At 71.9% G+C, this 13,453-nt stretch carries 10 protein-coding genes and 2 pseudogenes; 2 read left to right on the top strand and 10 right to left on the bottom strand.

What is annotated here, in order from left to right; all coding sequences use genetic code 11:
* Positions 1-104: 104 nt before the first annotated feature.
* Positions 105-260 (top strand): annotated as a pseudogene (locus OG736_RS10675) (DUF3533 domain-containing protein); the annotation flags it as partial.
* Between the two features lie 123 nt (positions 261-383).
* Here the strand turns inward: OG736_RS10675 and OG736_RS10680 are convergent.
* The 9 genes and pseudogenes from OG736_RS10680 to OG736_RS10720 all read right to left on the bottom strand — a co-directional run bounded on the left by OG736_RS10680 (position 384) and on the right by OG736_RS10720 (position 11,442).
* The gene (locus OG736_RS10680; RefSeq protein WP_327182222.1) at positions 384-1,466 is read right to left on the bottom strand and encodes a S1 family peptidase; all 1,083 of its coding nucleotides are present in this window, start codon (positions 1,464-1,466) and stop codon (positions 384-386) included.
* A 246-nt stretch (positions 1,467-1,712) separates the two neighbouring features.
* The gene (locus OG736_RS10685) at positions 1,713-2,561 is read right to left on the bottom strand and encodes a slipin family protein (protein ID WP_327182223.1); all 849 of its coding nucleotides are present in this window, start codon (positions 2,559-2,561) and stop codon (positions 1,713-1,715) included.
* A 227-nt stretch (positions 2,562-2,788) separates the two neighbouring features.
* The gene (locus OG736_RS10690; protein ID WP_327182224.1) at positions 2,789-3,700 is read right to left on the bottom strand and encodes a S1 family peptidase; all 912 of its coding nucleotides are present in this window, start codon (positions 3,698-3,700) and stop codon (positions 2,789-2,791) included.
* A 226-nt stretch (positions 3,701-3,926) separates the two neighbouring features.
* A pseudogene (locus tag OG736_RS10695) lies at positions 3,927-4,771 on the bottom strand (DUF1684 domain-containing protein).
* Entirely contained in the window at positions 4,768-6,129 is a 1,362-nt protein-coding gene (locus tag OG736_RS10700) for an NtaA/DmoA family FMN-dependent monooxygenase (protein WP_327182225.1), read from the bottom strand. Before OG736_RS10700 ends, OG736_RS10695 begins: the two are co-directional and overlap by 4 nt.
* Positions 6,126-7,199: an LLM class flavin-dependent oxidoreductase gene (locus tag OG736_RS10705; protein WP_327182226.1), complete on the bottom strand. Its 1,074-nt coding sequence runs from the start codon at positions 7,197-7,199 to the stop codon at positions 6,126-6,128. Before OG736_RS10705 ends, OG736_RS10700 begins: the two co-directional genes overlap by 4 nt.
* A gap of 43 nt (positions 7,200-7,242) precedes the next feature.
* A complete protein-coding gene (locus tag OG736_RS10710) occupies positions 7,243-9,027 on the bottom strand; it encodes an FAD/NAD(P)-binding protein (protein ID WP_327182227.1) in 1,785 nt (594 codons plus the stop codon).
* A 427-nt stretch (positions 9,028-9,454) separates the two neighbouring features.
* On the bottom strand, positions 9,455-10,057 hold the full coding sequence (locus OG736_RS10715) for a GTP-binding protein (protein WP_442817016.1): 603 nt from the start codon (positions 10,055-10,057) through the stop codon (positions 9,455-9,457).
* 185 nt (positions 10,058-10,242) lie between these two features.
* Entirely contained in the window at positions 10,243-11,442 is a 1,200-nt protein-coding gene (locus tag OG736_RS10720; protein ID WP_327182229.1) for a DUF5685 family protein, read from the bottom strand.
* 312 nt (positions 11,443-11,754) lie between these two features.
* On the opposite strand from OG736_RS10720, the gene OG736_RS10725 reads away from it, so the two are divergent.
* A complete protein-coding gene (locus OG736_RS10725; RefSeq protein ID WP_020128186.1) occupies positions 11,755-12,192 on the top strand; it encodes a cell division protein SepF in 438 nt (145 codons plus the stop codon).
* Between the two features lie 42 nt (positions 12,193-12,234).
* Here OG736_RS10725 and OG736_RS10730 read toward each other — a convergent pair whose 3' ends face one another.
* The gene (locus OG736_RS10730; RefSeq protein ID WP_327182230.1) at positions 12,235-13,425 is read right to left on the bottom strand and encodes an acyl-CoA dehydrogenase family protein; all 1,191 of its coding nucleotides are present in this window, start codon (positions 13,423-13,425) and stop codon (positions 12,235-12,237) included.
* Positions 13,426-13,453: the final 28 nt, after the last annotated feature.

Genomic DNA, 13,453 nt, shown 5'->3' on the forward strand with positions numbered 1-13,453 from the left:
GCGCCGACCCACCCCGCGGCTCCGCCAGTGACCCCTCCCCGGCTCCTCCCTCGACGAGGCGAAGGACGCCGTGACCCCCCGGGCCACGCTGCTGACGATCGGGGGGGGCGGGGACCTGGGCGGCGCGCTCGATCGCCTACTTCAAGGGCAACGACATGACCGCGTCGCTGCTGGTGCCGTCGGCGTGGACGGTCACGGGGATCGTCGTCACCCTGCCGGCGGCGGCCCTGCGGACGCGTCGCGCGCAGAGCACGCCGTGAGCCGGCCCGCGGCGAGCGGCGCCCGCCCGTGACGCGCCGCGCCGGACACGTGCGAAGTCCCGCCCCTCGCGCGCGGGGCGGGACTTCAGCTGCTCGAATGCCCGAAGGGCTGTTACGGGACCGTCAGCCGATCTGCGTCCCCGTCGCCGACAGCGCCTCCGTCACCGGCTGGAAGAACGTCTCCCCGCCGGAGGTGCAGTCGCCGCTGCCGCCCGAGGTCAGGCCGACGGCGCTGCCGCCCGAGAAGAGGGAGCCGCCGCTGTCGCCGGGCTCGGCGCAGACGTCGGTCTGGATGAGGCCGTTGACGATGTCACCGTTGCCGTAGTTCACCGTGGCGTCCAGGCCGGTCACCGTGCCGGAGCGCACCTGGGTGGTCGAGCCGCTGCGGGTGACCTTCATGCCGACGGTGGCCTCGGCGGCGCCGGTGATCTGCTGGGCCGAGCCGTTGTAGAGGTCGACCTCGCTCGGGTGGTCGACCTCGGCGGTGTACTTGACCAGGCCGTAGTCGTTGTCCGGGAAGCTGGACACCTCGTTGGCGCCGATCTCGGTGCCGGAGGAGTCCGACCAGGTGGAGATGGCGTCGGTGCAGTGCCCGGCGGTCAGGAAGTACGGCTCGCCGCCCTTGACCACGTTGAAGCCGAGGGAGCAGCGCCCGGTGCCGCCGGTGATGGCGTCACCGCCGGCGATGAAGGGCTTGAACTCCCCCTTGGTCCGCTGCAGTTCGGCCACCTGCCCGAGCCCGTCGACGACCTTGGCGAGCTTGGCCCACTCGGCGTCGGAGACCGTGCGGTCGGCGGTGACGACGACCTTGTTGGTGGTCGGGTCGGTCACCCAGGCGGTGCCCGGGACGGACGCGTCCGCCTTGAGCGTCGTACGGGCGCCGGTCAGTTCGGCGAGGGAGTTCTCGACGATTCTGGCCTTGGCGCCGGCCGCCTCGACGGTCTTCGCGGCGGCCGCGTCGAGGACGTTCACCACGAGGCTCTTGCTCTTCGCGTCGTAGTACGTGCCCGCCGCGTCGGCGCCGAGGTCCTGGCCGAGCGTCGAGGCGAGCTTTCCGGCCGCGAGGGCCGAGAGGGGGGCGGGCTGCGAGGTCTTCGCAGGCTCGCTGGCGTTCGCAGTCTGGAAGGTGACTCCGGCTGCGACGAGCGCGGCGATACCCGCGCCCGTCATGACCATCCGCCGCCCGGGTATGCGTCGGTGCTTCAACTCGCGTCCTCCTGTGGGGGGTCGGCCCGGGCGGCTATGGGGGCAGCTCCGGGCCGGAAGGCTGGTTGACGGGCGCCCACTCTTCCGAACCGCACAGGGAGCACACAAGGTCGACTTCAGGACGCGCACAGGGTGAACACCGCGCGCCCTCCACGCCTTCACCACCCCGGAACATCCCCTGGCCACCACAGGAGAATTCGCACTGCAAACGCTACGCGTGAGTAACCACTTACGCGGCGGTGAGGTCTAGTCCTGGCCGGAACCCGACTCCGGCTCGGGCGGCGAAGGTGTGGAAGTCGTCGGGGGTGTGGAGGACGTCGGAGGAAGCGGTTGCTGCTGCTGGGCCCGCTCCAGGAACCTCAGCAGTTCCACCGGGAACGGCAGGACGAGGGTGGAGTTCTTCTCCGCGGCGACCGCCACCACCGTCTGGAGCAGCCGCAGCTGGAGCGCGGCCGGCTGCTCGGACATCTCCTTCGCCGCCTCGGCGAGCTTCTTCGACGCCTGGAGCTCGGCGTCGGCGTTGATGATCCGGGCCCGCCGCTCACGGTCGGCCTCGGCCTGCCGGGCCATGGACCGCTTCATCGTCTCGGGCAGGGAGACGTCCTTGATCTCCACCCGGTCGATGGTGACACCCCACTCCACGGCCGGGCTGTCGATCATCAACTCCAGCCCCTGGTTGAGCTTTTCGCGGTCGGACAGCAGATCGTCCAGATCGCTCTTGCCGATGATGGACCGCAGGGAGGTCTGCGCCATCTGCGAGACGGCGAACCGGTAGTCCTCCACCCGCATGACCGCCTCGGCCGGCGAGGTCACCTTGAAGTAGACGACGGCGTCCACGCGCACGGTGACGTTGTCCCGGGTGATGCCCTCCTGCCCGGGCACCGGCATCGTGACGATCTGCATGTTGACCTTCCGGAGCCGGTCGATGCCCGGAAGGATGAGGGTGAGTCCGGGGCCGCGCACCTCGGGCCGGAGTTTCCCGAGCCGGAGGACCACGCCCCGCTCGTACTGCTTGACGACCCGCGCCGCCGCCGCCACGTACACCGCTCCGGCGGACACCAGCGCGACGCCCGCCACCATCAGCTCCTCGACCATTGCCGGCCCCCAAGGGTCCACAGCACTGCCGCGCATCACTGCCTGTACCCCGACGGTAACCCCGCCCTCCGGCAAGGGCGAGCCCCCGCACGCCGGTTGCGTACGGGGGCTCGCCTGCGATCGGCCACAGGCCAGGTGAAGCGGTCCCGCGCGAGGACTCCTGTGTCGGGACTCCCTCGTCAGGGCGCCCTCGTCAGGGCTCCCGCGTCAGGACTCCCGCGTGAGGACTAGAAGACGCTGACGCCGTAGCGGCTCAGGGCCTCGGTCACGGGCTGGAAGAAGGTCGTACCGCCCGAGGTGCAGTTGCCGCTGCCACCGGAGGTCAGACCGAGCGCGACACCGCCGGAGGTGTAGAGGGCTCCGCCGGAGTCACCGCCCTCGGCGCAGACGTTGGTCTGGATCATCTGGTAGACCACGTCGCCGCTGCCGTAGTTGACCGTGGCGTTGAGGGCGGTCACCCGGCCGGTGTGGATACCGGTCGTGGAGCCGTCCCGGATCACCGACTGGCCCACGGTGGCGTTGCCGGCGCTGGTGATGTCGGTGTTGCCCGCGGTGCCCGCCTTGGCGACCGAGGTGTTCGTGTAGCGGACCAGCGCGTAGTCGTTGGTCGGGAAGCTGTAGCCGGAGTTCGTGCCCAGCACGGTGGTCTGACCGGAGTTGGAGTACCAGGTCGAGGCGACCTCGCCGCAGTGCCCTGCGGTCAGGAAGTAGTAGGTGCTCCCGCTGACGACGTTGAAGCCGAGCGAGCAGCGGTAGCCGCCGCCGTAGATGGCGTCGCCGCCGCCGATCAGCTTGTTGAACTTGCCCGGGGTGTGCTTGATCGTGAGCGCGCCGGCGTTGTCGCCCGCCTGCTCCTTGATCTGCGCGATCTCGGCGTCCGAGACCGTGCTGTCGACGGTGACCAGGAGGCGGTTGGTCTTGCTGTCGACCGCCCAGGCGGTGCCCGGGATGTCCGCCTGGAGCACCGAGTCGCCGGCGCTCTTCAGTTCGGCGGTACTGAAGGTGGGGGTGTCGGCCGCGCTCGCGTGGGGGATGGCGATGGCGGCGGCGGCCACGAGTCCGGTGGTCACGGCGGTCAGCCGGGTCCGTCTCGAGATGCCGCTCGTGGGGGTGGTGGGGGTGGTGCGCTTGATCCTCACGTTTCGTTCCCTCCCAGGGGAAGTCGGGGGCCCGTGGTGTGGGGTCGGGGCCCGTGAGGCGCAGCCAGGGACCGACGTTCGTCCGGATTCCGGACACGCCGTGACCCTGACAAGCGCTGAGGGGGAGTATTCGGCCGAACGGCCGGTCGGCGCAAGGGCGCCTTTCGGCCGTCAGACCTTCAACGAACTGCGTGAGTTGAGCCCTCTTGCAGCCTCTTGCCCCAGCTCAGACCAGGTTGCGCTCCCCTGCCTCGACCGCCACGTCATATGTGTTCCCCGGCGGGGGGGAAGCGGCGGAGGAAAGCATCCGCAAAGGCGCACGGAGGCAGTACGGCCCGGTTGAAGTCGACCGTCGTGCGTCCGTCCGCGTCGGAGTACGGGAACCGGAACCGACAGCTGGTCACCCCGCTGGTGGCGTCGGCGAACACGGCCCACGGCGAACCGTCGCCCTGCACGCTCACCTGGAGGGTGCGCCGCTGCCCGGCCAGGACGAACGCCAGTTCCCCGCCGAGCCCGGGACCGCGCTCACGCCCGTCGGCGTTCGGCACCCGGACGGTACGGTCCTCGTCGTACGGGGTGAAACGTGCGGGCACCGCCCAGCGCGCGTCGTAGGGGGTCGCGTCGACGCCCGGGAAGCGGTGCCGGGTCGCGGAGTCCGGGTCGAAGTCGCGTACCCCCAGACCCCCTCACGGACCAGCACGACCAGCCGCCGGTCGCCGAGCGCGACCCGGGCCGCGTCCGTCGGTCCGGTGTCGGCGCCGAGCGGTACCTCCCGGCTGAACGGCTTCCCGTCCACGGTCAGCCCGTCGGAGCCGGTCGCGGTGAGCACCACGGCGTCCTCATCGGCCACCCAGGTCCCGGGGGTGTCCGGAAGTCGACCGTCCGGAAGGTCCTCGAGCTGGGGGTCCCCAGGCGGTTTCAGGCACTGGGGGAGGTGCCGGTGAGCGCGAGCGCGCCGTAGGGCGCCGAGACCGTCTCCGGGCGGCGCTCGTGCCACTGCCGCCAGGCATCCGCCGCATCCGCCGCGGTGTCTGCCGCGTTCGCCGTCACGGGGGTCGGCCTTGTCGTCATGTGATCTGTCCTGTCGTCACATAATTCGCCCGTTCGCCCGTCTCCACGGGGTCGGGCAGTCCGAGGTGGGAGCGCAGGGTGTGTCCCTCGTATTCCGTACGGAAGGCGCCGCGCTCCTGCAGCAGCGGCACCACCCGGTCGACGAACTCGTCGAGCCCGCCGGGCGTGAGTTGCGGTACGAGGACGAAGCCGTCGGCGGCGTCCTCGCGCACGAACTCCGCCAGTTCGGCGGCGACCGCCTCGGGCGTGCCGATGAAGGACTGCCGGGCGCTCGTCTCGATCACGGTCTGCCGGATGGACAGCCCCTTCTCCCTCGACAGCGCGCGCAGCTTCCCGGCCGTCGTGACGGCCTCGCCGTGCCGGGCGCGGCCCCGCGTGAGCCGCGGGTCGGCCACCGGGTCGAACTCGGGCAGCGGCCCGTCGGGGTCGTAGGCCGACAGGTCGACGCCCCAGAGCCGCTCCAGGGTGAGGAGGGCGCGCTGCGGGGAGACCAGCCGGCGTCTGATCGTGGCGGCCCGCTCCTGTGCCTCGGCGGCGGTGTCCCCGAGGACGACGGTGACGCCGGGCATGATCTTCAGATCGTCGGCGGTACGGCCGTACTTGGCCAGCCGTCCCTTGACGTCGGCGTAGAAGGCGCGCCCGGCCTCCAGCGTGCCGGGCCGCGCGAGGACGACGTCGGCGGTGGCGGCCGCGAACTCCCGGCCCTCCCCCGAGCCCCCCGTCCGGATCACCACCGGGTGGCCCTGCGGTGAGCGCGGCACGGTGAACTCCCCTGCGATGTCGAAGTGCCGGCCCCGGTGCGCGAACGGCCGGGGCGCCTCGTCCGGTGTCCAGGAGTCCCACAGCCTTCTCGCGGTGGCGACGAACTCGGCGGCACGCGGATACCGGTCGGCACGCTCCAGGTAGCCCCCTCGGCGGAAGTCCTCGCCGGTGCGGGCGTCCGAGGAGGTCACCACGTGCCAGGCCGCCCGCCCGCCGCTGAGATGGTCCAGGGTGGCCAGTCTGCGGGCGAGTTCGAACGGCTCGTGGAACGTGGCGTCGGCCGTGGCGGCCAGCCCCAGGCGCTCGGTCACCGCGGCGAGCGCGTTGAGGACGGTGAGCGGCTCGGGGCGGCCGGCCACGTCCAGGTCATGGATACGGCCCTGGTGTTCGCGCGGCCCCGGCCCCTCGGCGAGGAGGAAGAAGTCGAACAGCCCGCGTTCGGCGGTCCGGGCGAGGTGCTCGAAGGAGGAGAACTCGATCGGTGACTTCGTGTCGGGGCCGGTCCAGACGGTGGTGGTGTCGGCGCCGGGGAAGTACGCGGCCAGGTGGCAGTGCCTGCCGAGCGGCCTCGGGCCCCGGGGTCGGTGTCCGCTCATGCCGCTCCCCCCGCGTACTGGTTGGCGGGCCGGGCCAGCCCCAGGTGCTCGCGGAGCGTGCTGCCCGGGTAGAAGGTGCGGAACAGACCTCGGTGCTGGAGCAGCGCGACCGTGCCGTTGACCAGCCGTTCCAGATCGCGGCGCGGTTCGACGGGGGTGAGGTGGAAGCCGTCGGCGGTGCCGTCCTTGTACCAGGAGGCGATCAGGTCGGCGAGGTCGACGGGGCCGCCCCGGTAGAGCGGGCCCTGCGCGGTCTGCCGGGGGCCGCCTCCGCCGTGGCCGGGTTCGGCGGCGTGCTCGCCGTCCCCGAGGTCGATCAGCAGACTCACCAGGACGAGCAGGGAGTTCGGGTCGCGCCCCGCTGCGGCCGCGTCGGCCCGCAGTCGGTCGCGGACGGTGCGGGCCTGCGCGGGGCTCGCCGCGCGTACGAGGGCCACGTCGGCGTGCCGGACGGCGGTGGGCCGGGCGTGTTCCTCGGTGGCGTCGACCACACGCACCGGGTGTCCCTGCGGAGGTCTGGGCGCCAGGGCGGGGCCCCGCACCGAGAAGTCCGCGCCGGTGAAGTCGACGTGGTGCAGCTTGTCGCGGTCGAGGAAACGGCCGGTCGGCACATCGCGTACCGCGGCGCCGTCCTCCCAGCTGTCCCACAGCTTCGCGGCCACGTCGGCCACTTCGCCGGCCTCCCGCCACAGCGCGTCCAGCGGCGCGGTGTGCCTGCGGCCGAAGAGCCGGGCCTCCCCCTCCGTGGTGGAGACGTCGATCCGCCAGCCGGCCCGGCCCCGGCTGACCCGGTCGAGCGTGGCGACCGTGGCCTGGATGTGGAAGGGCTCGGTGTGGGTGGTGGTGAGGGTGGGCACCAGTCCGACGCGGTGCGTGGCGGGCGCCACCCGGGACAGCACGGCCGACGCGTCGGGCCCGGGCCGGGCGAAGGTGTCGTCCAGCGTCACGAAGTCGAGTCCGCCCCGCTCGGCGAGCCGCGCCAGTTCGACGTAGGGGCCGGCGTCGTACACCCCCGGCTGGTCGACGGCGGCCGCCAGGTGCAGCGGGCCCCGGCCGTGCGATGAGGTCATGGGGGAGAACCCTTTCTTCCGTGACGCTTCGAAGTGGAGCGGTTCACCCGACGGCATCGGCGCCCAGGTCCCTCAGGAACACCAGGGCGGACCGGGCGGTGGCGTCGTTCTGCCGGAACGCGGGGCCGCCGGTGCGCGGCCGGGTGAACGCTCCCGGCGTACGGCCGTCGGTGGGCGGCCCGAGCGCGAAGCGCCGTGGATGCGGCCGGCCGGCCCGGTCCAGGACCCGCCCGTCGGCGCGGTCCACCCGCAGCAGCCCGTCCGGGGTCTCGCCCGCGCCGTCGGCGTGCAGCTCCCGCAGCAGCGGGTCGAGGGCGCGCCGGAGCGTCGGCTCCGGCAGCCGGGCCTCCACCAGCGCCCGCGCCTCGACCGAGAAACCAGGCACCGTGGCGCTCGACGCCCGGAACACCCCGTCCCGCGCGTGTACGGCCATGTCGGCGCCGACGAACTGCAGCACTCCCGCCCGGGACAGCGCGAGCAGCTGTCTCAGCCGGGGGCCCGGCGGCCCGGAGGCGAGGTAGCTGAAGAACCCGTGCCACCAGGAGCCGATGTCGCCGAGCCGGACCAGCTGTCCGTAGACGGACAGCAGTCCCAGGAACACGGCCAGGTCGGTGCTGTGCGCGGCGTCGTGACGGCGGCTCAGGTCGTCCTCCACATAGCCGCGCAGCCCTTCCTGGAACTCCGCGAAGGACCCGTACGTCACCCCGTCCAACGGCCGGTCGAGGGCGGCCAGGTCGAGCCGGTCCCGCGGGTCGGGCACGGCGGATGCCACCAGGGCCTCCCGCTCGGCGCCCTCGGACGCCGCCTCGTACTTCTCCTCGAAGTCGGTCCAGGCGATCGCGGTCCGCTCGGCGTGGACCGTGAACAGCCGGTGGTAGTGGGCGAAGCCCAGCTCCTTCTCCACCAGTGGCCAGACATCCCGCCGGAAGTCGAAGCCCTCGGGCCGCGCGAGCAGCCCGTCGATCTCGGCGGGCCCCAGGAACCGGGGCAGCGGCGGCCGTTCGCCGGTCCAGTCGTAGCCGATCTTCGAGTGGTACGGCACACCGCGCCGCGAGCCGACGTACAGGACCGGTTCCCGCCCCGAGGGCACATAGGTGTCCCCCTCGTACCGCCCGCCGCGCCCCTCGGTGAGCAGCACCATCAGGTCGACGAAGGCGAGCCCGAAACCACGCACCAGTACGGGTTCGCCGGCCGGCAGCGCGGACAGGTCGCTGTCGGCCGTGAAGTCCGGCGGCAGATGGACGAGCGCGTGCTCCGCCGCATAGGCCGCCAACTCACGCTGTTCCTGGTCGAGTTCGGCGTCGAGATGGCCGAGAGCGAGGACCACGAGATCAGCGGTCAGGGGGTGATCCCGGCCTTCCAGCCACACCTGCTGGCGTCCCGAACGGGGGCCGCTCACCCGCAGGGCGCGCCCCGGATGGTGGTGGACGGTGATCTCGGGCGGCAGGGCGGCGACCGCCTGCTCGTGCACCCACCGCAGGTAGGAGCCCTGGAGCTGCCGGTCGGCGAAGGTGCGCCCGTCGATGCCCGCCCACTCGTGCAGCGTCGGGCCGGGCCGCACCGGCCCGGCCATCTCCACCGACTCGTCGGTGAACATGGTGACGTCCTCGGCGTGCGAGTTCATCCACAACAGCGGCGACTGGGCGGCCCGCCAGATGCGTCCGGCGCCCGGCGGATGCGGGTCGACGAGATGGATGTCGAGCCCCGAACCGGCGTACAGCTCGGGGGCGTTGGCGGCGATCCGCTCGATGAGACCGGTCCCCCGCGGCCCGGCCCCGACGATCACGAGGGTGGCGGGCGCTTCGGGGTCGAGGGTTTCGGAAGACATGCGAAGGCTCCGTGACAGCTGGGATCGAACACGGGTAGGTGCCTTCACACACCGAATGGGGCGCGCCGCGCGGCGCAGATACGGCCGAGCCCCTCAGCAGGGCCGTGCAGCGAGAGTACGTGGGCGTTTCCCCTCACTGTCAAGGCCGTCCACACTGTGAGCGGTACGTCTCAAGTCGGTTGACGCGTAACCGGGGACCTGTTCCACTTGGCCCATGCATCCGCAGCAGTGTCTGGTCACCCGCTCCCACATCGACTTCGGTCGCGTGTGGTCCTGTTCCTGTTGAGCTGACCCACTGCGGCCCCCGTTCGCGGGGCGCCCTCTTCGCGTTCTCCCCTCACCCAGCTCCGCCTTCACCTCCGCGCTCTCCCCTCGATATGCGCCTTTTCCATCACTTTCGCCATACTTCACACCTGCCCTACGGCGATCAGCGCGCCCCGACCGCCCTCCGCCCCGGAGCGGCGCGAAACCCGACCACCCGATCCATCAACGCCCCCAGCACGTCCCGTACGGAGCCGCGCTCGCGCGCGTCGCACTCCAGCACGGGCACCTCGGCGCTCAGCCCCAACGCCGCCCGCACCTCGTCCAGTTCGAAGTGCTCGGCGCCGTCGAAGCGATTCACCGCGAGGACGAACGGCGCGCCCTGGGCCTCGAAGTAGTCGACGGCCGGGAAGCACTCCTCGATCCGCCGGGTGTCCGCGAGGACCACCGTGCCGAGCGCTCCCTCCACCAGGTCGTCCCACAGGAAGGCGAACCGGTCCTGCCCGGGTGTGCCGAACAGGTACAGCGCGATGGCCGGGTCGAGCGTGATCCGTCCGAAGTCGAGCGCGACGGTGGTGGTGGTCTTGGACTCCACGCCCTCGAGCGAGTCGACCCCGACCGACACCTGGGTGATCGGCGCCTCGGTGTCGAGCGGGTCGATCTCGGAGACGGCCCCGATGAAGGTCGTCTTACCGACCCCGAGCCCGCCGCTCACCACGATCTTCACGGCGAGCGGAACGGTTTTGTCAGAGCGCCCGGGCATGATCATCGATCCTTTCGAGCATCCGGAGCCGTGGCTCCGCGGGTTGCCGGCACGCGAACGGCCGACCGCCGGTCCCGATGGACGGCCCTACGAAGTCCGCGTCCTCGACCGGAGATACGTTCCAGGGATGCCCGTCGCTCACCGCGTGGCGCCCCACACAGGGCGCCACAGGCCGAAACGGTGACGCCGCGTCAGCAGTCGCAGGAGCAGCACTCACAGCACTCGCAGCACTGACACCCGTCGCAGCAATCGCAGCCGTCACAGCCGTCGCGGCACCAGCCCTCGCGCTTCTTCCGCGACCAGGGCCCCTCGAACTCGTCGGCGCAGCAGGCCCTGCAGGTGCAGCACAGCCCGAGCGCGACCGCGCACCCGGCCCAGAAGCCCCGCTTCCCGGGTCGCGGCGGCTCACCGCCGAAGGGGTTGCCGCCGAAGGGGTTGCCGGGCGCGTGGGGGTCCACCGGCCCTCGGGGGGCGTACGGGCCGGTCGGCGGGCCGAAGGCACCCTCCGGCGCGTGCGCGTGCCCGCACGACTGCGTCCCGAACGCCCGGTCGACCGACCGCTCCAGCTCGTGTGCCAGCAGCAGGTGAGCGAGCCTGCCGTCCACGAACTCCATGTCGCGCAGCGCGAGCCGGATGCCGTGCAGGGCGTCGTCGGCGAGCCGGCGGGCCTCGGTGAGCGGGGTACCGGTGGCCGTCAGCGGGTTCCAGGCACCGGCCGCCGCGTCGGACTCCCGGTCCTCGACCGCGTCCAGCAGATGCGCCAGCCGGCCGAAGAGACGGCCGGCCTCGGCGAGCGGAGCGGCATTGCCCGGCCGGCCGGCCAGGACCGCGGTGTGCGCGAAGGCGGCGGCGGTGGCGGTCTCGGTCGGCTCGGTGACGGCGCACAGCGGGGTGCCGGGCCCGGCGAGCGTCTCGATGCCCACCTGCCGTTCCACCGCGTCGACGAGGACGGCGGTGTCGAACCCGACGGCGGCCCCGCCGCGTTCCCCGGCCCGGCCCCAGCTCGCCGCGACCCTGCGCGCGGCGACGGCGACGGGCCGCCGTGCCAGCAGCCCGTCCCCGTCGGCGACGTGGTCGCGCACCTTGGCCGAGGCGAGCACCAGCGAGACGGCGGCCGCGAGCCGGGCGCCTTCGCCCTGCGCGACGGACGCGGTGCGCATCCCGCGCAACGGGCACGGTCCCGCCGTCCGCCGCCATCCGTCGGCCGGCACCCGGTCGGCCTGAGCCTCCGTCAGAACCGATATGAGCAGGCCGTCGTAGTTGGTCACGACCCGCGCGAACTGCCCGTGGTCGCCGCGCAGCGCGAGACACAGCCCGCACAGGTGCGCCATCCACTGGGTCTTCAGACCCTCTCCGAGCCGGTGACTGCACGGCCTGACGATTCCGAACACGACAACCCCCGTCGTCCTTGGGACATTGAGCTGCGGCATGCTATCGACCGATTGTCACGCCGGATCGGGGGCACCCGGTTCACCCGGACGCACCGTGCGTCACTCGTTCGCCACGAAGAATCATATTTCACTCACAGTCAGCAGCCGTATGCGGTACGACCCTTGGGAGACGCGGGCTCTCGACGTATGCGCTGTGCACCAGTACCGTCACAAACCCCCCGCGCGGCGTCTATCCACTTGGCGCGACATCCGCATCATGGACGACCATGGGGAATGCGGAAAGCAGAAAGACCGCTGTGAGAGGAGGCGTCCATGGGATCGGTGCGCAAGGCGAGTGCCTGGCTTGGCCTCGTCGACGACAACGATGACGAGCGTTACTACGACGACGACTATTCCGAGGGGACCGACTCCGGCGACGCCTGGGTCACCGACCCCCGCGTGAAGGTGGCGACGGACACGGCCGAGGAGAAGGGCCGCCGGATCGGCACCGTCACCCCGGACAGCTTCCGGGACGCGCGGGCGATCGGTGAACTGTTCCGCGAGGGCGTGCCGGTCATCATGAACCTCACCGCCATGGAGGCCGGGGACGCCAAGCGCGTCGTCGACTTCGCGGCCGGGCTGATCTTCGGCCTGCGGGGTTCGATCGAGCGGGTGTCCACCCGGGTGTTCCTGCTGACCCCCGCCAACACGGAGATCGTGAACGGGGACCCGTCCGCGCACCGGACGGACGGTTTCTTCAACCAGAGCTGAGGCAGGGCCGCTCACCGGCCCTGCCTCGGCCCCTGGGCCGGGTCAGCGGAAGGCGTCGAGTCCGGTGAGCGCCTTGCCCAGCACGAGCTGGTGCATCTCGACGGTGCCCTCGTAGGTGAGCACCGACTCGAGGTTGGTCGCGTGCCGCATGACCGGGTATTCGAGCGAGATCCCGTTGGCGCCGAGGACGGTACGGGCGGTCCGGCAGATCTCGATCGCCTCCCGTACGTTGTTGAGCTTGCCGAAGCTGACCTGCTCGGGACGCAGGCGGCCGGCGTCCATGCGCCGCCCCAGATGATGGGCGAGCAGAATCCCCTTGTGCAGCTCGACCGCCATGTCGGCGAGCTTGGCCTGGGTGAGCTGGAACCCCCCGATGGGCCGCCCGAACTGCTCGCGGGTCTTCGCGTACTCGACGGCGGTCTCGAAGCAGGAGCGCGCCGCTCCCATCGCGCCCCACACGATGCCGTACCGCGCGTGGGACAGACAGCTGAGCGGTCCGCGCAGCCCGGTGACCTCCGGCAGGACGGCGTCCGCGGGCAACCGCACGTCGTCGAGCACGAGCTCACTGGTCACGCTGGCCCGCAGGGACCACTTGTGCTTGATCTCGGGCGCGGAGAACCCCGGAGTGCCGGCGGGCACCACGAAGCCGCGGATCCCGTCGTCGCTCTGCGCCCAGACGACGGCCACCCCGGCGACGGACCCGTTGGTGATCCACATCTTGCGGCCGTTGAGCACCCAGTCGGAGCCGTCCCGCTTGGCGTACGTCCGCATGCCGGCCGGGTCGGAGCCGTGATCGGGTTCGGTGAGCCCGAAGCACCCGATGATCTCGCCCGCGGCCATCCCCGGCAGCCAGGCCTGCTTCTGCTCCTCGCTGCCGAAGCGGTGCAGGGCGTACATGGCGAGGGAACCCTGCACGGAGACGAGGGACCGGATGCCGGAGTCGGCGGCCTCGAGTTCGAGACAGGCGAGGCCGTACTGCACGGCGCTGGCACCGGCGCACCCGTATCCGCTGAGCGACATCCCGAGCGCCCCGATGGCGCCGAGCTCGCGCGCCAGCTCCCGGATCTCCGGCAGCTCCCCGCGCTCGTACCACTCGGCGACCTGCGGCAGCACCCGGTCCGCGGCCCAGTTCCGCACGGTGTCACGGATCGCGAGATCCTCCGGCTCCAGCAGATCGTCGATCCCGAGCGGGTCGGCGGGGTCGAAGGGGGGCAAGGGAGAGGACGCGGACATGAATGAGCCTCCGAAAACTAGCACCGCT

Source organism: Streptomyces sp. NBC_01334 (assembly GCF_035983595.1).
Lineage (GTDB): Bacteria > Actinomycetota > Actinomycetes > Streptomycetales > Streptomycetaceae > Streptomyces > Streptomyces coriariae.